Annotated in this window: 19 protein-coding genes; 15 read left to right on the top strand and 4 right to left on the bottom strand. The window is 72.1% G+C overall.

Going from position 1 to position 23,635, the window contains the following annotated elements; translation table 11 throughout:
• Nucleotides 1–9: 9 nt before the first annotated feature.
• Entirely contained in the window at nt 10–963 is a 954-nt protein-coding gene (locus tag DTB53_RS04745) for a CAP domain-containing protein (protein WP_012378854.1), read from the bottom strand.
• A 223-nt stretch (nt 964–1,186) separates the two neighbouring features.
• Between DTB53_RS04745 and DTB53_RS04740 the strand changes: the two genes are divergently transcribed.
• From DTB53_RS04740 to DTB53_RS04725, 4 genes are all read left to right on the top strand, one after another.
• Nucleotides 1,187–1,468, top strand: a complete 282-nt coding sequence (locus DTB53_RS04740; RefSeq protein WP_003965974.1) for an acylphosphatase — start codon at nt 1,187–1,189, stop codon at nt 1,466–1,468.
• Nucleotides 1,469–1,905: 437 nt separating this feature from the next.
• Complete coding sequence (locus tag DTB53_RS04735) at nt 1,906–2,118, top strand: hypothetical protein (protein WP_003965973.1); 213 nt, start codon at nt 1,906–1,908, stop codon at nt 2,116–2,118.
• 323 nt (nt 2,119–2,441) lie between these two features.
• Nucleotides 2,442–6,149: an AAA family ATPase gene (locus tag DTB53_RS04730; protein ID WP_012378853.1), complete on the top strand. Its 3,708-nt coding sequence runs from the start codon at nt 2,442–2,444 to the stop codon at nt 6,147–6,149.
• A 205-nt stretch (nt 6,150–6,354) separates the two neighbouring features.
• Nucleotides 6,355–7,773 carry a sugar porter family MFS transporter gene (locus tag DTB53_RS04725; protein WP_003965971.1) on the top strand — a complete coding sequence of 473 codons (1,419 nt, stop codon included), beginning with the start codon at nt 6,355–6,357 and terminating at the stop codon, nt 7,771–7,773.
• 33 nt (nt 7,774–7,806) lie between these two features.
• On the opposite strand, the gene DTB53_RS04720 is transcribed toward DTB53_RS04725, so the two are convergent.
• A complete protein-coding gene (locus DTB53_RS04720; RefSeq protein WP_003965970.1) occupies nt 7,807–8,811 on the bottom strand; it encodes an LLM class flavin-dependent oxidoreductase in 1,005 nt (334 codons plus the stop codon).
• Nucleotides 8,812–8,986: 175 nt separating this feature from the next.
• Between DTB53_RS04720 and ftsY the strand changes: the two genes are divergently transcribed.
• On the top strand, nt 8,987–10,195 hold the full coding sequence (gene ftsY / locus DTB53_RS04715; protein ID WP_012378852.1) for a signal recognition particle-docking protein FtsY: 1,209 nt from the start codon (nt 8,987–8,989) through the stop codon (nt 10,193–10,195).
• A gap of 143 nt (nt 10,196–10,338) precedes the next feature.
• Here the strand turns inward: ftsY and DTB53_RS04710 are convergent, their stop codons facing one another.
• A complete protein-coding gene (locus tag DTB53_RS04710; protein ID WP_012378851.1) occupies nt 10,339–10,986 on the bottom strand; it encodes a bifunctional DNA primase/polymerase in 648 nt (215 codons plus the stop codon).
• Nucleotides 10,987–11,445: 459 nt separating this feature from the next.
• Here DTB53_RS04710 and nsdA point away from each other — a divergent pair, with 459 nt between their 5' ends.
• From nsdA to ffh, 5 genes are all read left to right on the top strand, one after another.
• Complete coding sequence (gene nsdA, locus DTB53_RS04705) at nt 11,446–12,921, top strand: transcriptional repressor NsdA (RefSeq protein ID WP_012378850.1); 1,476 nt, start codon at nt 11,446–11,448, stop codon at nt 12,919–12,921.
• Nucleotides 12,922–13,333: 412 nt separating this feature from the next.
• Nucleotides 13,334–14,686, top strand: coding sequence for an ammonium transporter (locus tag DTB53_RS04700; protein ID WP_012378849.1), 1,353 nt, complete (start codon nt 13,334–13,336; stop codon nt 14,684–14,686).
• Nucleotides 14,683–15,021 (top strand): P-II family nitrogen regulator, encoded by a 339-nt coding sequence (locus tag DTB53_RS04695; RefSeq protein WP_003965965.1) that lies wholly within the window; start codon nt 14,683–14,685, stop codon nt 15,019–15,021. Before DTB53_RS04700 ends, DTB53_RS04695 begins: the two co-directional genes overlap by 4 nt.
• Nucleotides 15,022–15,050: 29 nt before the next feature.
• Nucleotides 15,051–17,510 (top strand): [protein-PII] uridylyltransferase, encoded by a 2,460-nt coding sequence (locus DTB53_RS04690; RefSeq protein ID WP_012378848.1) that lies wholly within the window; start codon nt 15,051–15,053, stop codon nt 17,508–17,510.
• A gap of 132 nt (nt 17,511–17,642) precedes the next feature.
• The gene (gene ffh / locus DTB53_RS04685; RefSeq protein ID WP_012378847.1) at nt 17,643–19,193 is read left to right on the top strand and encodes a signal recognition particle protein; all 1,551 of its coding nucleotides are present in this window, start codon (nt 17,643–17,645) and stop codon (nt 19,191–19,193) included.
• Between the two features lie 75 nt (nt 19,194–19,268).
• Here ffh and DTB53_RS04680 read toward each other — a convergent pair whose 3' ends face one another.
• The gene (locus DTB53_RS04680; RefSeq protein WP_012378846.1) at nt 19,269–20,153 is read right to left on the bottom strand and encodes a class I SAM-dependent methyltransferase; all 885 of its coding nucleotides are present in this window, start codon (nt 20,151–20,153) and stop codon (nt 19,269–19,271) included.
• Nucleotides 20,154–20,603: 450 nt separating this feature from the next.
• On the opposite strand from DTB53_RS04680, the gene DTB53_RS04675 reads away from it, so the two are divergent.
• The 5 genes from DTB53_RS04675 (at nt 20,604) to trmD (ending at nt 23,587) form a co-directional block, all read left to right on the top strand.
• Nucleotides 20,604–21,197 carry a hypothetical protein gene (locus DTB53_RS04675; RefSeq protein WP_003965961.1) on the top strand — a complete coding sequence of 198 codons (594 nt, stop codon included), beginning with the start codon at nt 20,604–20,606 and terminating at the stop codon, nt 21,195–21,197.
• Between the two features lie 157 nt (nt 21,198–21,354).
• Nucleotides 21,355–21,795 carry a 30S ribosomal protein S16 gene (rpsP, locus tag DTB53_RS04670; protein ID WP_003965960.1) on the top strand — a complete coding sequence of 147 codons (441 nt, stop codon included), beginning with the start codon at nt 21,355–21,357 and terminating at the stop codon, nt 21,793–21,795.
• A 2-nt stretch (nt 21,796–21,797) separates the two neighbouring features.
• Nucleotides 21,798–22,037 (top strand): RNA-binding protein, encoded by a 240-nt coding sequence (locus tag DTB53_RS04665; protein WP_003965959.1) that lies wholly within the window; start codon nt 21,798–21,800, stop codon nt 22,035–22,037.
• A gap of 132 nt (nt 22,038–22,169) precedes the next feature.
• Nucleotides 22,170–22,766 carry a ribosome maturation factor RimM gene (gene rimM / locus DTB53_RS04660; RefSeq protein WP_003965957.1) on the top strand — a complete coding sequence of 199 codons (597 nt, stop codon included), beginning with the start codon at nt 22,170–22,172 and terminating at the stop codon, nt 22,764–22,766.
• The gene (trmD, locus tag DTB53_RS04655) at nt 22,766–23,587 is read left to right on the top strand and encodes a tRNA (guanosine(37)-N1)-methyltransferase TrmD (RefSeq protein WP_012378845.1); all 822 of its coding nucleotides are present in this window, start codon (nt 22,766–22,768) and stop codon (nt 23,585–23,587) included. Before rimM ends, trmD begins: the two co-directional genes overlap by 1 nt.
• Nucleotides 23,588–23,635 lie beyond the last annotated feature (48 nt).

Raw genomic sequence — 23,635 nt, 5'->3', positions numbered from 1 at the left:
GTTCCGGGGTCAGAAGCCGAAGTTCTGGACCCACCACGGGCCGCCGGAGCCCTCGTGGACGCCGATGCCGATGGTCTTGTAGTCGCAGTTGAGAATGTTCGCCCGGTGGCCTTCGCTGTTCATCCAGCCCTCCATCACGGCCCGGGCGTCCGCCTGGCCGCGGGCGATGTTCTCCGCGCCGAGTCCCTGCACGCCGGCCTGCGCGGCCCGGTCCCAGGGAGTGTCGCCGTCCGGGTCCGTGTGGTCGAAGAAGCCGCGGGCCGCCATGTCCTCGCTGAAGTTCTGGGCGAGCGAGGTCAGCGGGGCGCTGGTGGAGAGCGGGGAGCAGCCGACCTTCGCGCGCTCCTCGTTCACCAGCGCCAGCACCTCGCTGCGTGCGGAGGCGTCGGTCGGGGAGGGGCTCGGCTTCTTGCTGGGCGGCGGGGCGGCGGAGGTCTTCGGCGGTGCCGGGGTCCTGCTCGCCGGGGCGCTGCTCTGCTCCGGGGCCTTCGGGGCGGCGGGCGTCTTCGCCTTCTGGGACGGGGTGGCCGCCGGCTTCTTCGACGTGGCGGGGGCGGACGACTTCGACGGGGTCTTCGAGGGCGAGGCCGAGGGCGTCTTGGACGGTGTCTTCGACGGAGACCCGCTCGGCGCCTCCGGGCGTTCGGATCCCCGGCTGGTCGGCGAGGCGGACCGGTCGGCGGGCGCGGTGGAGCTGCCGCCCTGGGTCAGCAGGTCCGGTGCGCCCCCGGTGCGGACCTGGTCGGCGGCGGTGGTGTTGCCGGAGGTGTAGGTGTCGCCGCCGGGGAGCAGGCCCGAGGCGACGGCGACCGCGCCGACGGCCACGGCCGCGGAGACGCCGAGGAGGCCGGTGCGGATCGGCACGGCGGACTTCTTGCGCCGAGTGCCCCGGCGCCGCGAAGCGCCTCCGGCCGCGGGTTCTTCAGCGGCGGGGCCTGCGGCGGATCGTCGGTGGCGTCCCATGCGCTGTGCCTTCCTGGTGCTCCGGACGTCCTGGCGACGTCGCTCGACTGCCTCGTCGATCGAATTCGATGGCACGCCGGGTGAATGCCGTTGCTTGATCGACTTTCCGTCGACATCCATCCGATGCTCACCCGATCGAGTGAGGCTGTTCCGACGGGACTGTAGCCCATGGCCGAAAGGGGGCGACGTGCTTCACGGGCAATTGGCCGGTTAGCGTTCGGGCATGAACGAAGAAGCGCGCCTCGTCGTCTGGGTACGCGGCCGAGTACAGCAAGTAGGCTTCCGCTGGTTCACCAGGGCAAATGCTTTGGAGATCGGCGGCCTCATCGGGTTCGCCCTCAATCTGGACGACGGCAGGGTGCAGATCGTGGCCGAGGGGCCGCGTGACAATTGCCACCGTCTGCTGGACTGGCTGCGGTCCGACGACACACCCGGGCGCGTGGACGGAGTGACTGAGATCTGGGACACCCCGCGCGGCGGATACGACGGATTCGCCATCCGCTGACCGCGCCTCGCGCCGGCCGCCCGAGCCGCTCGGCCGGCGCCGTGTGCCGAACGGTCACCGGAACGCCCGTGCGGTCCCCGCACCCGAAATGACCTGCGGCGGGACCCGGTGGCGACCGATGGTTGCCAGATACCCGATGTCGTGCCAAGCTGCGGCATTGACGAAGATCCGCGCACCCCTCGGGGTCCCGCAGGAGAGCCGCGCCGCATGATCGTCCGGCAGCGCGCCCCCGGGACACCCGGGTACACAGGGTGTGATCGTGTTGACCGTCAAACTTTTTGGTGAGACGCTGAAAACCCCGCGCACCTTAGCTGTTCGGTAGAGCTGATTAGCAGCAGAACCGCAGTGGTGACAGAGCCCTGCCGAGCACCGCGGGTGCGATCCCCAGACGACCCACACCGCATCGGTCGGTCACTCATTGTGGAGGACCATCCATCATGGCAAAGGCGCTTCTCGGTTACGTCGGCGGTTCCGACCCGCGACTCCTCGCCGAGATGCGACGGCTCCAGCAGCGCGTCCAGGACCTGGAATCCGAGCTCAACCGGATCCAGGACGAGAACGACGCGCTCAACGCCGCCGCCCAGCACCAGGAGTCGCTGCTCGACAGCATCGACATCGACGTACCCCAGGGCGAGCCTGCGCTGACCTGACCGTCCTGGCCCCTCGGGCCGGTCGGGCCGGGCACGCTCAGTAGCCTCGGAACCTCTCTGATTCGTTCTGCGTCACGGATCGCCGTCCCCGAACACCGGGGTCCCCGCACTGCCGGGGATGCCGTTGTCCGGTCGTCGTGCGATGCGCCGACGCAGGACCGGCAGCTGGATTCACGCAGACACCAGCAAGATTCACAGGGACGCCTCGGCGTCCCTTTTTCTTTGCCCGCCCCCCGTCCCGGACGTACCGGCGTTCGCTTACCGTCTGATGTGCCCTGCACCTTCATCAGCGAAACCGAGTGCGAAAGGTAGAGTCCGGCGGCGTGCACCTCAAGGCCCTGACCCTGCGTGGTTTCAAATCGTTCGCGTCCGCCACCACCCTGCGGTTCGAACCGGGGATCACCTGCGTCGTCGGTCCCAATGGATCCGGCAAATCCAATGTGGTGGACGCGCTCTCCTGGGTCATGGGGGAACAGGGCGCCAAATCCCTGCGTGGCGGCAAGATGGAAGACGTGATCTTCGCCGGGACGACCGGGCGGCCCCCGCTCGGCCGCGCCGAAGTGTCGCTGACCATCGACAATTCCGACGGCGCATTGCCCATCGAGTACGCCGAAGTGACGATCACTCGGATCATGTTCCGCAATGGCGGCAGCGAATACCAGATCAATGGCGACACCTGCCGGCTGCTCGACATCCAGGAACTGCTCTCCGACTCCGGTATCGGGCGCGAGATGCACGTCATCGTCGGCCAGGGCCAGTTGGACTCCGTGCTGCACGCCGACCCGATGGGCCGCCGGGCCTTCATCGAGGAGGCCGCGGGCGTCCTGAAGCACCGCAAGCGGAAAGAGAAGGCGCTGCGGAAGCTGGACGCGATGGGCGCCAACCTGGCCCGGGTCCAGGACCTCACCGACGAACTGCGCCGCCAGCTCAAGCCGCTCGGCCGGCAGGCCGCCGTCGCCCGCCGGGCCGCCGTCATCCAGGCCGACCTGCGCGACGCCCGGCTCAGGCTCCTCGCGGACGACCTGGTGACCCTGCGGGTCGCGCTGCGCGACGAGATCGCCGACGAGGCGGAGCTGAAGAAGCGCAAGGACGCGGCCGAGGCCGAGCTGAGGACGGCGCTCGCCCGCGAGGCCGAGCTGGAGGGCGAGGTGCGCCGGCTCGCGCCCCGGCTCCAGCTCGCCCAGCAGACCTGGTACGAGCTGTCCCAGCTGGCCGAGCGGGTCCGCGGCACGGTCTCGCTGGCCGACGCCCGGGTCCGCAGCGCCTCCGAGGCGCCCGCCGAGGAGCGTCGGGGCCGCGACCCCGAGGACCTGGAGCGCGAGGCCGCCCGGATCCGGGAGCAGGAGGCGGAGCTGACGGCGGCCCTGGAGGCGGCCGAGCACGCGCTGGAGGACACCGTCGCCCACCGCGCCGATCTGGAGCGCGAGCTGGCCGCCGAGGAACGCCGGCTCAAGGACGCGGCCCGCGCCATCGCGGACCGGCGCGAGGGGCTCGCCCGGCTGAACGGCCAGGTCAACGCGGCCCGCGGCCGGGCGGCTTCGGCTCAGGCCGAGATCGACCGGCTGGCCGCCTCCCGCGACGAGGCGCAGGAGCGCGCGGCGAGCGCCCAGGAGGAGTACGAGCAGCTCAAGGCCGAGGTCGAGGGACTGGACGGCGCCGACGAGGAGCTGACCGCCCGCCACGAGGAGGCCGAGCGGGCCCTCGCCGCGGACCGGGCGGCCCACAGCGCGGCGCGCGAGGAGGCGACCGCCGCCGAGCGCAGAAGGGCGGCGGTCGCGGCCCGGCACGAGGCGCTGGCCCTGGGGCTGCGCCGCAAGGACGGCACGGGCGCGCTGCTCGGGGACCGGGACCGGCCGGCCGGACTCCTCGGCCCGGCCGCCGAACTGCTCACCATCGAGCCCGGTTACGAGATCGCGGTCGCCGCCGCCCTCGGCGCGGCGGCGGACGCCGTGGCCGTCACGGACCCGGCCACGGCCGCCGACGCGATCCGGCTGCTGCGCGAACGGGACGCGGGGCGCGCGGCGATGCTGCTCGGCGCGGAGCTCGCGGACGGCGCCGCCGCCGCGCCCCGGCACGTGCCGGAGCAGACCTTTGCACGGGAGACGGCGGAGAGCCCGGCGCCCGCCGTGCTGCCCGCACAGGGGGGCGCGGGCGCCGGCTCGGGGGCGCGGAGCGGCCCGGACGCCGAGGCGCATCCTGCGGACCGTGCCGGGACGACCACCGCCCTCGCCGCGCCCGCCGTCGCCGATCTGGTGCGCGGGCCCGCCGCGCTGCTCGGGGCCGTACGCGGCCTCGTACCGGACACGGTGGTCGTCGGGACGCTGGAGGAGGCCGAGGAACTGGTGGCCGCGCACCCCGGGATCACCGCCGTGACCGCTGAGGGCGACGTGCTCTCCGCCCACTTCGCGCACGGCGGGTCGGCCGGGGCGCCCAGCCTTCTGGAGGTGCAGGCCTCCGTCGACGAGGCCGCCGCCGAGCTGGCCGAGCTCGCGGTGCGGTGCGAGGAGCTCGCGGAGGCCCAGCGACTGGCGGGGGAGCGGCGCACGGAGCGGACGGCGCTCGTCGAGGAGCTGGCCGAGCGCCGGCGGACGGCCGAGCGGGAGAAGTCCGGTGTCGCCCAGCAGCTGGGGCGGCTCGCCGGGCAGGCGCGGGGCGCGGCCGGCGAGGCCGAGCGCATGACCGCGTCCGCCGCCCGCGCCCAGGATGCCCTGGAGCGGGCGACGGAGGAGGCCGAGGAGCTGGCGGAGCGGCTGCTGGTCGCCGAGGAGGCCCCGACGGAGGAGGAGCCCGACACGTCCCGGCGGGACCGGCTCGCCGCCGACGGGGCCAACGCCCGCCAGACCGAGATGGAGGCCCGGCTCCAGGCCCGTACCCACGAGGAGCGGGTCAAAGCGCTGGCCGGCCGCGCCGACTCGCTGGACCGGGCCGCCCGCGCGGAACGGGAGGCGCGCACCCGTGCCGAGCGGCGCCGGGCCCGGCTGCGGTACGAGGCCGAGGTCGCCTCCGCCGTGGCCTCGGGCGCCCGTCAGCTGCTGGCGCACGTGGAGGTGTCCCTCGTACGGGCCGACCGGGAGCGCACGGCGGCCGAGGCGGCGAAGGGCGAGCGGGAGCGGGAGCTGGCCGTCGAGCGCGACCGGGGCCGGGGGCTGAAGGGCGAGCTGGACAAGCTCACCGACTCGGTCCACCGGGGCGAGGTGCTGGGCGCGGAGAAGCGGCTGCGGATCGAACAGCTGGAGACCAAGGCCCTGGAGGAGCTGGGCGTGGAGCCTGCCGGGCTGGTCTCCGAGTACGGGCCGGACCAGCTCGTGCCGCCGTCGCCCGCCGCCGAGGGCGAGGAGCTGCCGGAGGACCCGGACCACCCCCGCAACCGGCCGAAGGCGTATCTGCGGGCCGAGCAGGAGAAGCGGCTGCGGTCGGCCGAACGGGCGTACCAGCAACTCGGGAAGGTGAATCCGCTCGCCCTGGAGGAGTTCTCGGCGCTGGAGGAACGGCACAAGTTCCTCTCCGAGCAGCTTGAAGACCTGAAGAAGACCCGGGCCGATCTGCTCCAGGTGATCAAGGAGGTCGACGAGCGGGTCGAGCAGGTCTTCACGGAGGCCTACCGGGACACCGCCCGTGAGTTCGAGGGGGTCTTCTCGCGGCTCTTTCCCGGCGGCGAGGGGCGGCTCGTCCTGACCGATCCGGGCAACATGCTCGCCACCGGGGTGGACGTGGAGGCGCGTCCGCCGGGCAAGAAGGTCAAGCGGCTCTCCCTGCTGTCGGGCGGCGAGCGGTCCCTGACGGCGGTGGCGTTGCTGGTGGCGATCTTCAAGGCCCGGCCCAGCCCGTTCTATGTGATGGACGAGGTCGAGGCCGCGCTCGACGACACCAACCTGCAACGGCTGATCCGGATCATGGCGGAGCTCCAGGAGAGCTCCCAGCTGATCGTGATCACCCACCAGAAGCGGACGATGGAGGTCGCCGACGCGCTGTACGGCGTGTCCATGCAGGGTGACGGGGTCTCGAAGGTCATCAGCCAGCGGCTGCGCTGACTTTTTACCGAATCATCAGAAGTTCAACGCACCTTCTGTGCACTCCTGGGTACACGGGGATCGACCCCCTGTTTGACTTCGTTTCTTGAATAAATAGCCTCTCCAAAGTCGATTTCGTCTTCAAGTGGTGGCGGGCCGGATGTTGTGCCCCACTGGGAAGGCTCACCCCCCACGTCTGACTTGCGGCCAGGCATCAGGAGTTCACGTGACCAGCACTGCGAACGGACCCGAGTCCGGGGCCCGGGCGGCCCATCCGGACCACCTGGGCCATGTCATCTTCATCACCGCCGCCGCCGCGATGGGCGGCTTCCTCTTCGGTTACGACAGCTCCGTCATCAACGGGGCCGTCGAGGCGATCCGCGACCGGTACGACATCGGCTCCGGCACGCTCGCCCAGGTCATCGCCATCGCGCTGATCGGCTGTGCGATCGGCGCCGCCACCGCCGGGCGGATCGCGGACCGGATCGGCCGCATCCGCTGCATGCAGATCGCCTCGGTGCTCTTCACCGCCAGCGCGATCGGCTCCGCGCTGCCGTTCGCGCTCTGGGACCTGGCGATCTGGCGCATCATCGGCGGCTTCGCCATCGGCATGGCCTCCGTGATCGGCCCGGCCTACATCGCCGAGGTCTCCCCGCCCGCCTACCGCGGCCGGCTCGGCTCCTTCCAGCAGGCCGCGATCGTCATCGGCATCGCCATCTCCCAGCTGGTGAACTACGCCGTCCTCCAGATCGCCGACGGCGACCAGCGCGGCAAGATCCTCGGCCTGGAGGCCTGGCAGTGGATGCTCGGCGTGATGGTCGTCCCCGCCGTCCTGTACGGGCTGCTCTCCTTCGCCATCCCCGAGTCCCCCCGCTTCCTCATCTCCGTCGGCAAGAAGGCCGAGGCCCGCAAGATCCTCGAAGAGGTCGAGGGCGACAAGATCGATCTCGACGCGCGGGTGAACGAGATCGAGACGGCCATGCACCGCGAGCACAAGTCCTCCTTCAAGGACCTGCTCGGCAACCGCTTCTTCTTCCTGCCGATCGTCTGGGTCGGTATCGGCCTCTCGATGTTCCAGCAACTCGTCGGCATCAACGTGGCGTTCTACTACTCGGCGACGCTGTGGCAGTCCGTCGGCATCGACCCGACCGACTCGTTCTTCTACTCGTTCACCACCTCGATCATCAACATCATCGGCACGGTGATCGCGATGGTGCTGGTCGACCGGGTGGGCCGCAGGCCGCTCGCCCTCGTCGGCTCCATCGGTATGGCGGTCGCGCTCGCCGTCGAGGCCTGGGCCTTCTCCGCCGACCTGGTCGACGGCAAGCTCCCCACCGCCCAGGGCGCCACGGCCCTGGTCGCCGCCCACGTCTTCGTGCTCTTCTTCGCCCTGTCGTGGGGTGTCGTCGTCTGGGTCTTCCTGGGGGAGATGTTCCCGAACCGCCTGCGCGCCGCCGCCCTCGGCGTCGCCGTGTTCGCGCAGTGGATCGCCAACTGGGCGATCACCGCCAGCTTCCCGAGCCTGGCCGACTGGAACCTCTCGGGGACGTACATCATCTACGCCTGCTTCGCCGTGCTCTCGATCCCCTTCGTGCTCAAGTTCGTGAAGGAGACCAAGGGCAAGGCGTTGGAGGAGATGGGGTAGGGGGCGTCCGGCCCCCCGCCGCCCCTCTCCTTCTCATGCGGACGCCCCGGCCCGCCCCCGGGCCGGGGCGTCCGGCTTCTTCGGGGCCACCGCCTCGCAGAACAGCCGCAGGCTGCGCCATCCCTCCGCCACCGGCATCCCGCCGCACAGCGGATGCAGCACCAGCGAGTCCGCCTCCAGCCCGGCCAGCTCGTCCGGCGTGAGAATCCGGTACACCCCCTCCTCGCGCAGCTCCGCCACCGTCGTCGCCGCCGACCGCACCGCCGAGCGGATGTCCTCGGACTGCCACGAGGCGTACGTCCGCGCCTCGTGCAGGAAGTGCTCGCCGTACTCCGCCCACGTGCGGTCCGGATCCTCCGACACGTGCAGCAGCGGCGTCTCGGCCGCGGGCATCATGCAGAAGCCCTCGGTCCCGTGGGCCGCCCGCTGCTCCTGGTAGTACGCCTCCAGCTCCGGCAGGTGCGCGCTCGGGAACAGCGGCAGCCCCAGCCGGGCCGCACGCCGCGCCGCCGCCCGCGAGCTGCCGCCGACCAGCAGCATCGGGTGGGGGCGCGTGTAGGGGCGTGGGGTGACGCGAACCGTACGCCCCCGGTACGGGAACGGCTCCCCGGTCCACGCCGACAGCAGCGTCTCCAGCAGCTCGTCCTGGAGCCTGCCGCGCCGCCGCCACTCGACCCCGGCCCGCTCGTACTCCTCGGGGCGGTAGCCGATCCCCGCGACGGTCACCAGCCGCCCCGCGCTCAGCAGGTCCAGCACCGCGATGTCCTCCGCGAGACGCAGCGGATCGTGCAGCGGGCCGATGATCGCCGAGACGGTCACCGCGATCCGGCGGGTGGCGCCGAAGACCGCTCCGGCGAAGGCGAACGGGGAGGGCAGCCAGGAGTTCGCCACGCCGTGGTGCTCCTCGGTCTGCACCGTGTCGACGCCGTGCTCGTCCGCGTACGCAGCCATCTCCAGGGCGGCGCGATAGCGGGCCGAGAGCGATACGGGCGTGGCTGCTGGATCGACGAGATTGAACCGGACCACTGTGAAGGCCATCCGAGGCGTCCCTTCGCCGAGGCGGGCAGGCGGCGGCACCATAGCTGACGAGGCGTCAGAAGTGTAGGGGTAGGCGTTCGCATTACCGCCAAAAGGTGCATATGGCCCTGATGGATCGCCGGGGGTCAGCAGGGGCCGCGCCCGCGGCACGGCCGTGGCCGATACTGGACGGGTTATGGAACTCGTCGAAATCGTCATCCTCGCTGTAGTCATCGCCCTGGTCGCTGTCGGCCTGGTCGGCGGGCTCGTGGTCGGCAGCCGCAAGAAGAAGCTGCCGCCCCCGCCGCCGAGCGCGCCGACCATCACCCCTCCCGCCGAACCGCAGGTCGGCGAGGAGGCCGAGACGCCGCGCGACGAAGCGCGGCGCACCATCGACGAAGTCGGCCTGCCGGACGCCACCGCGCCCGCGGAGGAGGCCCCGGTCGCCGAGGCCCCCGAGGCCCCCGCGCTGGAGGTCCCCGAACCCACGGCCGGCCGGCTCGTCCGCCTGCGGGCCCGGCTCGCCCGCTCGCAGAACTCACTGGGCAAGGGGCTGCTCACCCTGCTCTCCCGGGACAACCTCGACGAGGACACCTGGGAGGAGATCGAGGACACCCTCCTCACCGCCGACGTCGGCGTCGCCCCCACCCAGGAACTGGTCGAGCGGCTCCGTGAGCGCGTCCGGGTGCTCGGCACCCGCACCCCCGAGGAACTGCGCACCCTGCTCCGCGAGGAGCTGATCACCCTGCTCGGCCCGGACTTCGACCGCGAGGTCAAGACCGAGGGCGGCGCCGAGACCCCCGGCGTCGTCATGGTCGTCGGCGTCAACGGCACCGGCAAGACCACCACCACCGGCAAGCTGGCCCGGGTGCTCGTCGCGGACGGCCGCAGTGTGGTGCTCGGCGCGGCCGACACCTTCCGCGCCGCCGCCGCCGACCAGCTCCAGACCTGGGGCGAGCGGGTCGGCGCCCGTACGGTCCGGGGACCCGAGGGCGGCGACCCGGCGTCGATCGCCTACGACGCGGTCAAGGAGGGCATCGCCGAGGGCGCGGACGTCGTGCTCATCGACACCGCCGGCCGGCTGCACACCAAGACCGGCCTCATGGACGAGCTCGGCAAGGTCAAGCGCGTCGTGGAGAAGCACGGCCCGCTGGACGAGATCCTGCTCGTCCTCGACGCCACCACCGGACAGAACGGCCTCGTCCAGGCCCGGGTGTTCGCGGAGGTCGTGGACATCACCGGCATCGTCCTGACCAAGCTGGACGGCACCGCCAAGGGCGGCATCGTCATCGCGGTCCAGCGCGAGCTGGGCGTGCCGGTGAAGCTGATCGGCCTCGGCGAGGGAGCGGACGACCTGGCCCCGTTCGAGCCGGGCGCCTTCGTGGACGCGCTGATCGGCGACTGACCCACCTCGCATCCGGTACGGCGGACGGGCGGCGGCTCCAACGGGGAGCCTGCCGCCCGTCCGCCGTTCCCGCCCGTCCGCCGTTCCCGTGCCCGCCCGGGGGGCGTGCCGCCCGGGTCCGTGAGCGGCCCGCCGCCCGGGTGTTACGAGCGGTGGCAGACGTACGCCAGTGTCCCCAGCAGCAGCCGCGCCCGCGGGGGAGCGGCCGCCGTGTCCAGCAGCGGGGGCCGCAGCCAGCGGACCGGGCCCAGGCCGCCGAGGTCGGAGGGCGGGGCGGTGATGTGGGTCCCCGGGCCGTAGGCGCGCAGATCGAGGCCCGCGTCGTCCCAGCCCATCCGGTAGAGCAGCGCGGGCAGCTCGGCGGCGGCCCCGGGGGCGACCAGGAACTGGGCCCGGCCGGTCGGCGTCACCGCGACCGGCCCCGACGGCAGCCCCATCCGCTCCATCCGGACCAGGGCGCGCCGGCCCACCTGCTCCGCGACCTCCAGGACGTCGAAGGCGCGGCCCACGGGCAGCAGCATCGCCGCTCCCGGAGTCTCGGCCCAGGCGTCCGACGCTCGGTCCAGGCCGGTGCCCGCCGGGACCTCCCGGGCGAAGTCCAGTGGATGGGCCCCCGGGGCCGGGCAGGCCGGCTCGCCGCACGAGCAGGAGCCGGCCTCGGCCCGTGCTCCGGGCGTCACCGCCCAGCCCCACAGACCCGTGTACTCGCCCACCGCCGTACCCGCGGCGCCGCGGTGGCGTCGCCGCGCCCCGGATCGCATCTCCCGGATGCCGCCGATCGTGAAGCCCATGCCCCCTCCAACGGGTCCGGCTCGTCGGTGGTTACGACCCGCGTCGCTCGGGTAACCCTCCGTCGCTGAAACTCGATCGAGTGGCGTGCGCGGTAGTGCGAAAGGGAGCGCGCCACGGAGTGCGCGCCCCCGAGTGCGTCCATCCGCTCGCTCTCGGTCCTGGTGGCTCAAGTCAAGCGCGCTCAGCGGCAGTCGGGTTCATTCGAAGGGGTGGCGAATGGTGGCGTTTCCTCAATCCCCCTCGCGGGAGGGGTGATCGTAGGATTACCGTCGGTACACGAACCCTGGAAGTATGTGCACCCTCGGGTATGCCGCGGGCAACCCGATTTCCTGTTCGGTGATGTTCGGTGAAGTTCCCGTGAGGTTGATGAGGTCTCAACTCCCTTACGGGCAGCACTGATGCACGGCATTCTGATAATGGTTCGCGCGGAGAGGTATCGGCGGGATGGGGGCGTTCCAGTGAGTGGCAGCGGCGCAGGCGACACGGATGCCGGGAAGCGGCCCAACGGGCAGTTGGGGTCGTGGTTCGTGCGCAGTGGCTGGTCCAAGGGCGAGCTGGCGCGTCAGGTGAACCGGCGGGCACGGCAGATGGGCGCCCTCCACATCAGCACCGACACCTCCCGGGTGCGCCGCTGGCTCGACGGGGAACAGCCGCGCGAGCCGATCCCGCGCATCCTCTCCGAGCTGTTCTCGGAGCGCTTCGGCACCGTCGTCGCCATCGAACAGCTCGGACTGCGCACCGCCCACCAGTCACCCTCGGTGGCCGGGGTCGACCTGCCCTGGGCCGGACCCCAGACCGTCGCCCTGCTCAGCGAGTTCTCCCGCAGCGACCTGATGCTCGCCCGGCGCGGCTTCCTCGGCAGCTCGCTGGCGCTGGCCGCGGGGCCCGCCCTCATCGAGCCGATGCAGCGCTGGCTGGTGCCCGTGCCCGCCCGGAGCCCCGGCGAGCCGGAGCCCCAGGCCGCCGCCCACCGCCCCTCCCGGCTCTCCCGGCCCGAGCTGGACCTGCTGGAGTCCACCACCGCGATGTTCCGGCAGTGGGACGCCCAGTGCGGCGGCGGACTGCGCCGCAAGGCCGTCGTCGGGCAGCTGCACGAGGTCACCGACCTGCTCCAGGAGCCCCAGCCGGGGCCCACCGCCCAGCGCCTCTTCCGCTGCGCCGCCGAACTGGCCGAGCTGGCGGGCTGGATGAGCTACGACGTCGGCCTCCAGCCCACCGCCCAGAAGTACTTCGTGCTCGCCCTGCACGCCGCCAAGGAGGCGGGGGACAAGCCGCTCGGCAGCTACATCCTGTCCAGCATGAGCCGCCAGATGATCCACCTGGGCCGCCCCGACGACGCCCTGGAGCTGATCCACCTCGCGCAGTACGGCAGCCGCGACTGCGCCACCTCCCGCACGCAGGCGATGCTGTATGCGATGGAGGCGCGCGCCTACGCCAACATGGGCCAGCCCAGCAAGTGCAAGCGGGCCGTCCGGATGGCCGAGGACACCTTCCTGGACGCGGGTCTGGACGGCGAGCCGGAGCCCGACTGGATCCGCTTCTTCTCCGAGGCCGAGCTGAACGGGGAGAACGCCCACTCCTACCGGGACCTGGCCTACGTCGCCGGCCGCAGCCCCACGTACGCCTCGCTCGCCCAGCCCGTCATGGACAAGGCCGTCGAGCTGTTCGGCGAGGACGACGAGCACCAGCGCTCCTACGCGCTCAACCTCATCGGCATGGCCACCGTCCACCTGCTCCAGCGCGAGCCCGAACAGTCCACCGTGCTCGCCGCCCGCGCGCTGAAGATCGCCAAGAAGGTCCGCTCCGAGCGGGTGAACACCCGCCTGCGCAAGACCGTCGACACCGCTGCCCGGGACTTCGGCGACGTCGCCGACGTGGCCCGGCTCACCGAGCTGCTCCACGAGCAGCTGCCGGAGACCGCCGAAGCGGTCTGACCGGCACCCCGGCCCCGGCCGCGGCGCCCTCCGTACAGCCCGACTCGGCTCCCCCATCGCCTGGTCACCCGGAGGGCCGCCGTGGCCGGTTTCGTGTTTCCCCGGCCTCCCGGGCGGTTCCACCGCACCGTATGCGGCCCCCGCCGCGGCCCAGGGGCCCCCGTCCGGATCGGGCCGGGCGAAAGACCCGGGCAGGGCACCGGACGTGCCACCGCGCATTCATGTCGCCGTAACACGCCGTCCCGCTTCGTCACGCTCGCGAAACATCGTGCGGCATCCCCGGAAACGGCGCTCGGTCAGTCTCATGGCTCATAACCGGCCGCACCGACCCACCCGGCCGTCCCGCACCTTCCCCGTGGTTCCGCAGCATTCCCCCGCACGCCGCGGCCGCACCGACGACGAGGAGACGCCGATGCCCCCAGGCATCACGACGCTTGCCGCAGACGCCCCCGAGCTGTCTGCCGCCAACACCGGGTTCATGCTCATCTGCTCGGCCCTGGTGATGCTGATGACCCCCGGCCTGGCCTTCTTCTACGGAGGCATGGTCCGCGTCAAGAGCACCCTCAACATGCTGATGATGAGCTTCATCAGCCTCGGGATCGTCACGGTCCTGTGGGTGCTCTACGGATTCAGCCTCGCCTTCGGCACCGACGTCGGCTCGGTCATCGGCTGGAGCTCCGACTACGTCGGCCTCGGCGACATCGGCGTCACCGAACTCTGGGACGGCTACACCATCCCGGTCTACGTCTTCGCCGTCTTCCAGCTGATGTTCGCCGTCCTCACCCCGGCCCTGATCAGCGGCGCCCTCGCCGACCGGGTGAAGTTCACCGCCTGGGCGGTGTTCATCGTCCTGTGGGTCACCGTCGTCTACTTCCCCGTCGCCCACTGGGTCTGGGGCGCCGGCGGCTGGCTCTTCGAGATGGGCGTCATCGACTTCGCCGGCGGTACGGCCGTCCACATCAACGCCGGTGCCGCCGCCCTCGGCGTCATCCTGGTCATCGGCAAGCGCGTCGGCTTCAAGAAGGACCCGATGCGGCCGCACAGCCTGCCGCTCGTCATGCTCGGCGCGGCCCTCCTGTGGTTCGGCTGGTTCGGCTTCAACGCCGGGTCCTGGCTCGGCAACGACGACGGCGTCGGCGCGGTCATGTTCCTGAACACCCAGGTCGCCACCGCCGCGGCCGTCCTCGGCTGGCTCGCCTACGAGAAGCTGCGCCACGGCTCCTTCACCACGCTCGGCGCCGCCTCCGGCGCGGTCGCCGGACTCGTCGCCATCACCCCGGCGGGCGGCTCCGTCTCCCCGCTCGGCGCGATCGCGATCGGCGTCATCGCGGGTGTCCTGTGCGCCATGGCGGTCGGCCTGAAGTACAGGTTCGGCTACGACGACTCCCTCGACGTCGTCGGCGTCCACCTCGTCGGCGGCATCATCGGCTCCATCCTGGTCGGCTTCTTCGCCACCGGCGGCGTCCAGTCCGACGCCAAGGGCCTCTTCTACGGCGGCGGCCTCGAACAGCTCGGCAAGCAGGCCATCGGCGTCGTCGCCGTCCTCGCGTACTCTCTGGTCGTCTCCGCCCTCATCGCCCTCCTGCTCGACCGGACCATCGGGATGCGGGTCTCCGAGGACGACGAGATCTCCGGCATCGACCAGGTCGAGCACGCCGAGACGGCGTACGACTTCAGCGGCGCCGGCGGCGGCACGGTCTCCCGCACCACCGCCCCCGCGACGGCCCCGACGGCAGCACCGAAGGCAAAGAAGGTGGACGCATGAAGCTCATCACCGCGGTCGTGAAGCCCCACCGGCTGGACGAGATCAAGGAGGCCCTCCAGGCCTTCGGCGTCCAGGGGCTCACCGTCACGGAAGCCAGCGGTTACGGGCGTCAGCGCGGCCACACCGAGGTCTACCGGGGCGCCGAGTACACCGTCGACCTGGTCCCCAAGATCCGCATCGAGGTCCTCGTCGAGGACGAGGACGCCGAACAGCTCATCGAGGTCGTCGTCAAGGCCGCCCGTACCGGCAAGATCGGTGACGGGAAGGTCTGGAGCGTCCCGGTCGAGACCGCCGTCCGCGTCCGGACCGGCGAGCGCGGCCCGGACGCCCTCTGACCGACGGCCCACGAACGGAAGGCAGCCGGGTGACGCGTACCGAAGTGACCACCAAAACCGAAGGCTCGGGACCCAGCGGCTACGCGGCGGCCCGGCTGCGCCTCCTCCAGCAGGAGGCGCGGTCCGGGCCGCCGCGCCGTGCGGCCCTCGCCGGCCTCACCGACGACTGGCTCACCGGCCTGTTCACCGCCGCCGCGACCCGCGCCGGGGTGCGCGGCGCCGCCCTCGTCGCCGTCGGCGGCTACGGCCGCGGCGAGCTCTCCCCGCGCAGCGACCTCGACCTGCTCCTCCTGCACGACGGCAGCGCCGACGCGGCGGCCCTCGGAGCCCTCGCCGACGCCCTCTGGTACCCGGTCTGGGACCTGGGCCTGGCCCTCGACCACTCCGTACGCACCCCCGGCGAGGCCCGGAAGACCGCGGGCGAGGACCTCAAGGTCCAGCTCGGCCTGCTGGACGCCCGCCCGGTCGCGGGGGACCTCGGGCTCGTCGCCTCCCTGCGCACCGCGGTCCTCGCCGACTGGCGCAACCAGGCCCCCAAACGCCTCCCCGCCCTCCACGAGCTCTGCCAGGAGCGCGCGGAGCGGACGGGCGAGCTCCAGTTCCTCCTGGAACCCGACCTCAAGGAGGCCCGCGGCGGCCTCCGCGACGCCACCGCCCTGCGCGCGGTCGCCGCCTCCTGGGTCGCCGACGCCCCCCGCGAAGGCCTCGACCGGGCCCGCCGCACCCTCCTGGACGCCCGCGACGCCCTGCACCTCACCACCGGGCGCGCCACCGACCGCCTCGCCCTCCAGGAACAGGACCAGGTCGCCCGGGCCCTCGGCCTCCTCGACGCCGACGTACTGCTGCGCCAGGTCTACGAGGCCGCCCGCACCGTCTCCTACGCCACCGACGTCACCTGGCGCGAGGTCAACCGGGTGCTGCGCGCCCGCTCCGCCCGCCCGAGGCTGCGCGCCCTGCTCAGCGGCGGGCTCGGCGCCAGGACCGCCCCCGAGCGCACCCCGCTCGCGGACGGCGTGGTGGACGCGGACGGCGAAGTGGTCCTCGCCCGCGCCGCCCGCCCCGAACGCGACCCGGTCCTCACCCTGCGCGCCGCCGCTGCCGCCGCCGAGGCCGGACTCCCGCTCTCCCGCCACCTCGTCCGCCACCTGGCGGCCACCGCCCGGCCGCTGCCCGTCCCGTGGCCCCCCGAGGCACGCGAGGAACTCGTCACCCTCCTCGGCGCGGGAGAGGCCACCGTCGGGGTCTGGGAGGCACTAGAAGCGGAAGGGATCATCACCCGGCTGCTGCCCGACTGGGAACGCGTCCACTGCCGCCCCCAGCGCAACGCCGTCCACACCTGGACCGTCGACCGGCACCTCGTGGAGACCGCCGTCCGAGCCTCCCTCCTCACCCGGCGCGTCCAGCGCCCCGACCTCCTCCTGGTCGCGGCCCTCCTGCACGACATCGGCAAGGGCTGGCCCGGCGACCACTCCGTGGCCGGCGAGGTCATCGCCCGGGACATGGCCACCCGGATCGGCTTCGACAAGCACGACGTCGGCGTCATCGCCACCCTCGTACGCCACCATCTGCTGCTCGTCGAGACCGCCACCCGGCGCGACCTCGACGACCCCGCCACCGTGCGGTCGGTGGCCGAAGCCGTCTCCACCACCTCCACCCTGGAACTGCTGCACGCCCTGACCGAGGCCGACGCGCTCGCCACCGGCCCCGCCGCCTGGTCCGCCTGGCGGGCCTCCCTCGTCACCGACCTGGTCAAACGGGTCGGAGCCGTGCTCGCCGGGGAGTTCCCCGACGAGCCCGACGACGAGGCCCCCAGCGCCGAGCACGAACGCCTCGCCATCGAGGCCCTGCGCACCGGCGAACCCGTCCTCGCCCTGCACACCCAGCCCGAGGAGCCCGCCGGCGACGGCGAAGTGGAACCCGTCGGCGTCGAACTCCTCATCGCCCTGCCCGACCGCCCCGGCGTCCTGCCCGCCGCAGCCGGAGTCCTCGCCCTGCACCGCCTCACCGTGCGCGCCGCCGACCTGCGCGCGGTGGAGCTGCCCAACGAGGTGGGGGAGAAGGCGGACCTGCTGCTGCTCAGCTGGCGGGTCGCCGCCGAGTACGGATCGCTCCCGGAGGCCGCCCGCCTCCGCGCCGACCTCGTACGCGCCCTGGAGGGCTCCCTGGACATCCGGGCCCGCCTCGCCGAGCGCGAGGCCGCCTATCCGCGCAGGCGGGGCGTCAAGGCCCCGCCGCCCCGGGTCACCGTGGCCGCCGCGGGCTCCCGGCGGGCCACGGTCATCGAGGTCCGCGCCCAGGACGCCCCGGGCCTGCTGCACCGGATCGGCAACGCCCTGGAAGGAAGTGCCGTACGGGTGCGGAGCGCCCATGTCTCCACCCTCGGCGCCAACGCCGTGGACGCCTTCTACGTCACCGGGGCCGACGGCGAGCCGCTGTCCCCGGGCCGGGCCGCGGAGGTCGCCGGGGAGGTCGAGAAGGCGCTCGGCTGACCCGCGGAACAGTCCACCGAAGCCCTCGCCCGGCTCCGTATCCGGGCGAGGGCTTGGCGTTCCCCGGGGGACCGATACCCTGGAGGGCGATTGACCAGCCCCTGACCCCGACCCTGAGGACCGACGAGCGCCGTGTTCGATACTCTCTCCGACCGCCTTAGCGCGACCTTCAAGAACCTCAGGGGCAAGGGCCGCTTGTCCGAGGCGGACATCGACGCCACGGCACGCGAGATCCGTATCGCTCTGCTCGAAGCCGACGTCGCCCTGCCCGTGGTCCGGGCCTTCATCGCCAACGTCAAGGAGCGGGCGCGCGGCGTCGAGGTCTCCCAGGCGCTGAACCCCGCCCAGCAGGTCGTCAAGATCGTCAACGAGGAGCTCGTCGCCATCCTCGGCGGCGAGACCCGGCGGCTGCGGTTCGCCAAGACCGCGCCCACCGTGATCATGCTCGCCGGCCTCCAGGGCGCCGGTAAGACGACGCTCGCCGGAAAGCTCGGCCTCTGGCTCAAGGGCCAGGGCCACTCGCCGCTGCTCGTCGCCTGTGACCTCCAGCGCCCCAACGCCGTCAACCAGCTGAGCGTCGTCGCCGAGCGCGCCGGCGTCGCGGTGTACGCCCCCGAGCCGGGCAACGGCGTCGGCGACCCGGTCCAGGTCGCCAAGGACTCCATCGAGTTCGCCAAGGCCAAGGTCCACGACATCGTGATCGTCGACACCGCCGGCCGCCTCGGCATCGACCAGGAGCTGATGCGGCAGGCCGCGGACATCCGCGACGCCGTCAGCCCCGACGAGATCCTCTTCGTCGTCGACGCGATGATCGGCCAGGACGCGGTCAACACCGCCGAGGCCTTCCGCGACGGCGTCGGCTTCGACGGCGTGGTGCTCTCCAAGCTCGACGGCGACGCCCGCGGTGGCGCGGCCCTGTCGATCGCCCACGTCACGGGCAAGCAGATCATGTTCGCGTCGAACGGCGAGAAGCTGGAGGACTTCGACGCGTTCCACCCGGACCGGATGGCCTCCCGCATCCTCGACATGGGTGACCTGCTCACCCTGATCGAGCAGGCGGAGAAGACGTTCAGCCAGGAAGAGGCCGCCAAAATGGCCTCGAAGCTCCAGTCGAGCAAGGGTGGGAAGGACTTCACCCTCGACGACTTCCTGGCCCAGATGGAGCAGGTCCGCAAGATGGGCTCCATCTCCAAGCTGCTCGGGATGCTGCCCGGCATGGGGCAGATCAAGGACCAGATCAACAACATCGACGAGCGCGACATCGACCGCACCGCCGCGATCATCAAGTCGATGACGCCCAAGGAGCGCGCCGAGCCGACGATCATCAACGGCTCCCGCCGGGCCCGTATCGCCAAGGGTTCGGGCGTCGAGGTCTCCGCGGTCAAGAGCCTGGTGGAGCGCTTCTTCGAGGCCCGCAAGATGATGTCGAAGATGGCCCAGGGCGGCGGCATGCCCGGGATGCCGGGGATGCCCGGCATGGGCGGTGGCCCCGGTCGGCAGAAGAAGCAGGTCAAGCAGGCCAAGGGCAAGCGCAAGAGCGGCAACCCCATGAAGCGCAAGGCCGAGGAGGCCGCCGCCGCGGAGCGCCGCGAGCAGGCCGCCCAGGGCGGCGGCGCGCTCGGCCTGCCCGCACAGGACGGCAAGAACTTCGAGCTCCCGGACGAGTTCAAGAAGTTCATGTAGCGCGAACCGAGCACCACGCGTAAGGGGCGCCCTCTCTCAAGGGCGCCCCTTACGCGTGTCCGGAAGCGCGCCCGCTCAGGTCACACAGACCAGATAGCGGAAGACGTTCGGCATCCACACCGTGCCGTCCTGCCGCCGGTACGGATGCAGGGCCTCCGCGACCTCCTTCTCCACCTGGGAGCGGTCCGTGGCCCGGACGGCGGCGTCGAAGAGACCCGTGGACAGCAGACCGCGCACCGCGCTGTTCACGTCCGCGTAGCCGAACGGGCAGGACACCCGCCCCGAACCGTCCGGCTTCAGCCCGGCCCGCGCCGCCACGTCCTCCAGATCGTCCCGCAGCGTCGGCCGCCACCTGCCCGGGTCGGTACGCGGCGGACGCGCGGACTCCGCCAGCCGGGCGGCCACCCGCAGCACCGCTGCCGTGGCGCAGCGCTCCGGCGGACCCCATCCCGTCAGCACCACCGAGGCGCCCCTGACCGCCAGCGGCACGGCCGACCGCAGCGCCGGCACCAGCCCCTCGGAGTCCCCGGCCGCGCAGCCGATCGGCTCGAAGACTGTGATCAGGTCGTACGGGGCGCCGTCCGCCCCGGCCGGCGCGGGCTGCCCGTCCTCCAGCAGCCGGGCCCGAGGGCGCGCCGGACGCGGGGAGTGCGCGGGCGTTCCGTCCCAGTCGGCGTCGGACAGCAGCCGGGCCCGGGCCAGCGCCAGGCGCTCACGATCGGAGTCCACACCCGTGACGTGCGCTCCCCGGGCCGCCGCGCCGAGCATCGCCAGGCCGGAGCCACAGCCGAGGGACAGCATCCGGGTGGCGGCCCCGACCTCCATCCGGTCGTACACCGCCTCGTACAGCGGCGCGAGCATGCGTTCCTGGATCTCGGCCCAGTCGCGTGCGCGGGTACCGGCGTCCGCCGGCGCGGAGGCATCGGAGGCCGGCTGGTTCCGGACGAGCGTGGGTGTCATGGAAAGTGCCCCAATCCGCCAAGAGGTCGGTCATGCCGAGTGGACGTCCCCCGTGTGCGTGTGTTCCGCACCCCGTAGCCAGAGAACTGCGCATCCGCCGTTCCGTCCAGAGGGTGTGGAGCAGTGCTTGCGTGCCCCGTTCGTGCGCCCCGTCCCACGTCTGCTCTCCGACCAGTCTTACCCGACACCCCGCGCCGGGCACGTCGAACGGTGGGACGGGTAGTCTCGCGGGCGGATTCGTCAGGAGCCCCGGCCGCCCGCGCACCTCGCGTCCGCGCCGCCGTGCGCCCCGCGCCCTGTGCACCACCTTGGTGTGAGCTGTGCGTCTTCTCCGCAGTTCTGCGCACCCGCCCGCGTCCGGACGCATCAAGGGCAACTGACTGGTACGTGCAAATTATTTGGGATGCCCCGGAATAGGAACACCGGGGCCCTCGGGCTCGTTGTCACGACGTGAGCACGACACCACCTGTACTTGCCGCAGAGCTGGCACAGGCGTGGGCCGACATTCAGCGGTACCACCCCGAGCTGCCCGATCTTGCCGCGCCCGAGTCCCTGATCGGAGAGTCCTCGTCCGCCTGTGGCGCCGAGCTCTCCTTCGAGCGACTGCTCCATGAGGCAGTCCACGGCATCGCCGCCGCGAGAGGAGTCCGAGACACCTCCCGCGCCGGCCGCTACCACAACCGACGCTTCCTCGCGATCGCCGAGGAGCTGGGCCTCGACCATGCCGAGGAACCCCACCCCAGCAGCGGATTCTCGCTGGTCACGCTGAATCCGGAAGCCAAGCGCCGGTACCGTCCGACCACCGAACGGCTGCAGCGCGCCCTCAAGGCGCACACCGTCGCCACCGCCGCCGACACCAAGCGCTCCTTCCGCGGACCTGCCGCCCGGCACGGTTCCTCCGGGGGCGGCGTGCGGGTCAAGGCCGTCTGCGACTGCGGACGCAACGTCCGCGTCGTCCCGTCGGTCCTGGCGCAGGCGCCGATCGTCTGCGGCGGCTGCGGCAAGCCGTTCCGGATTCCGGAAGCGGCGGTCGCGGTGGGGTGAGCCGATGTGGTGTGGCACAATGGCTAGCTGTACTCGACAGTCGCACAGGACCCCTCTCTCCTCCGGCTGACGCGTCCATCGGGCACTCCGAGTACCGCAACCCCACGTGGCATCACGTTGTGCCCAACCACGTCTGAGACCAGGAGACACCACTTCCGTGGCAGTCAAGATCAAGCTGAAGCGTCTGGGCAAGATCCGTTCGCCTCACTACCGCATCGTCGTCGCCGACTCCCGTACCCGCCGTGACGGCCGGGCCATCGAGGAGATCGGCCTGTACCACCCGGTGCAGAACCCCTCGCGCATCGAGGTCAACTCGGAGCGTGCGCAGTACTGGCTGTCCGTCGGCGCCCAGCCGACCGAGCCGGTCCTCGCGATCCTGAAGCTCACCGGTGACTGGCAGGCCCACAAGGGCCTCCCGGCCCCCGCGCCGCTGCTGCAGCCGGAGCCCAAGGCTGACAAGCGCGCGCTGTTCGAGGCGCTGTCCTCGGACGGTGACGAGGCCAAGGGCGAGGCCATCACGCCCAAGGCCAAGAAGTCCGACAAGAAGGCGGACGAGGCGGCCGAGGCCTCCGCGTCCACCGAGTCGACCGAGGCCTGAGCATGCTCGAGGAGGCTCTCGAGCACCTCGTGAAGGGCATCGTCGACAACCCCGACGACGTACAGGTTGCCGAGCGCACCCTGCGTCGCGGGCGCGTGCTGGAGGTCCGGGTCCACCCCGACGACCTCGGCAAGGTGATCGGCCGCAACGGCCGCACCGCTCGCGCCCTGCGCACGGTCGTGGGTGCCATCGGCGGCCGTGGGATCCGCGTCGACCTCGTCGATGTGGACCAGGTTCGCTGATCAGCGAGTTGAACACCGGCCAGGGCCGGGGAGGGCCTTCGGGCCGTCCCCGGCCTTTGTCGTCGGCCACCCGGGCCTTCCGGACGTTTCCGTGACCGGCCGACGTCCCCCACCCACCAATCGGAGAACAGCGTGCAGTTGGTAGTCGCGCGGATCGGCCGCGCCCACGGCATCAAGGGCGAGGTCACCGTCGAGGTACGAACGGACGAGCCGGAGCTGCGGCTCGGCCCCGGCGCCGTCCTGGCCACCGAACCGGCGGCGACGGGCCCGCTGACGGTCGAGGCGGGCCGGGTCCACAGCGGCAGGCTCCTGCTGCGCTTCGAGGGCGTACGCGACCGCACCGGCGCCGAGGCCCTCCGTAACACCCTCCTGATCGCCGAGGTGGACCCGGACGAACTGCCCGAGGAGGAGGACGAGTTCTACGACCACCAGCTGATCGACCTCGACGTGGTGCTCGCCGACGGCACCGGGATCGGCCGGATCACCGAGATCTCGCACCTGCCCTCGCAGGACCTGTTCATCGTGGAGCGCCCCGACGGCAGCGAGGTGATGATCCCCTTCGTGGAGGAGATCGTCACCGAGATCGACCTGGAGGAGCAGCGCGCGGTGATCACCCCGCCGCCCGGCCTGATCGACGAGAGCGAGGCCGTGGTCGCCTCCTCCCGCGACGAGGAGACCGGCGAAGCGGCCTCGGGTGACGAGGCCGAGGCGCCGAAGGGCGACGCCTGATGCGGCTCGACGTCGTCACGATCTTCCCGGAGTACCTGGAACCGCTGAACGTCTCCCTCGTCGGCAAGGCCCGCGCCCGCGGCGTGCTGGACGTCCACGTCCACGACCTGCGGGAGTGGACGTACGACCGGCACAACACGGTCGACGACACCCCTTACGGCGGCGGGCCGGGCATGGTCATGAAGACCGAGCCGTGGGGCGAGGCGCTCGACACGTCCCTGGCCGACGGCTACGAGGCCGGGGCGCACTCCCCGGTGCTCGTCGTGCCCACGCCCAGCGGCCGGCCGTTCACCCAGGAACTGGCCGTCGAACTCTCCACCGAGCCGTGGCTCCTCTTCACCCCGGCACGGTACGAGGGCATCGACCGCCGGGTGATCGACGAGTACGCCACCCGGCTGCGGGTCGTCGAGGTCTCCATCGGGGACTACGTGCTGGCCGGCGGGGAAGCGGCCGTCCTGGTGATCACCGAGGCCGTGGCCCGGCTGCTGCCGGGCGTCCTCGGCAACGCCGAGTCCCACCGGGACGACTCCTTCGCCCCCGGCGCCATGGCCAACCTCCTGGAGGGCCCGGTCTTCACCAAGCCGCCCGAGTGGCGCGGCCGCGCCATCCCGGACGTCCTGCTCAGCGGTCACCACGGGAAGATCGCCCGCTGGCGGCGCGACCAGGCCTTCGCCCGGACCGCCCTCAACCGGCCCGATCTGATCGAGCGGTGCGAGGCGAGCGCCTTCGACAAGAAGGACCGCGAGATCCTCTCCATCCTCGGCTTCGCACCGGAGCCCGGCGGCCGATTTTGGCGCAGGCCCACCGCCGTGGAAGAATAGGCCGCTGCTGTACGTCCGGTGTGCGCCCCTGCCACAGGGGGAAAGACG

Source organism: Streptomyces griseus, assembly GCF_900460065.1.
In the GTDB taxonomy this organism is placed as follows: domain Bacteria; phylum Actinomycetota; class Actinomycetes; order Streptomycetales; family Streptomycetaceae; genus Streptomyces; species Streptomyces griseus.
Note: the sequence above shows the minus strand (reverse complement) of the source record. Positions and strands in the feature narration are given on the sequence as shown.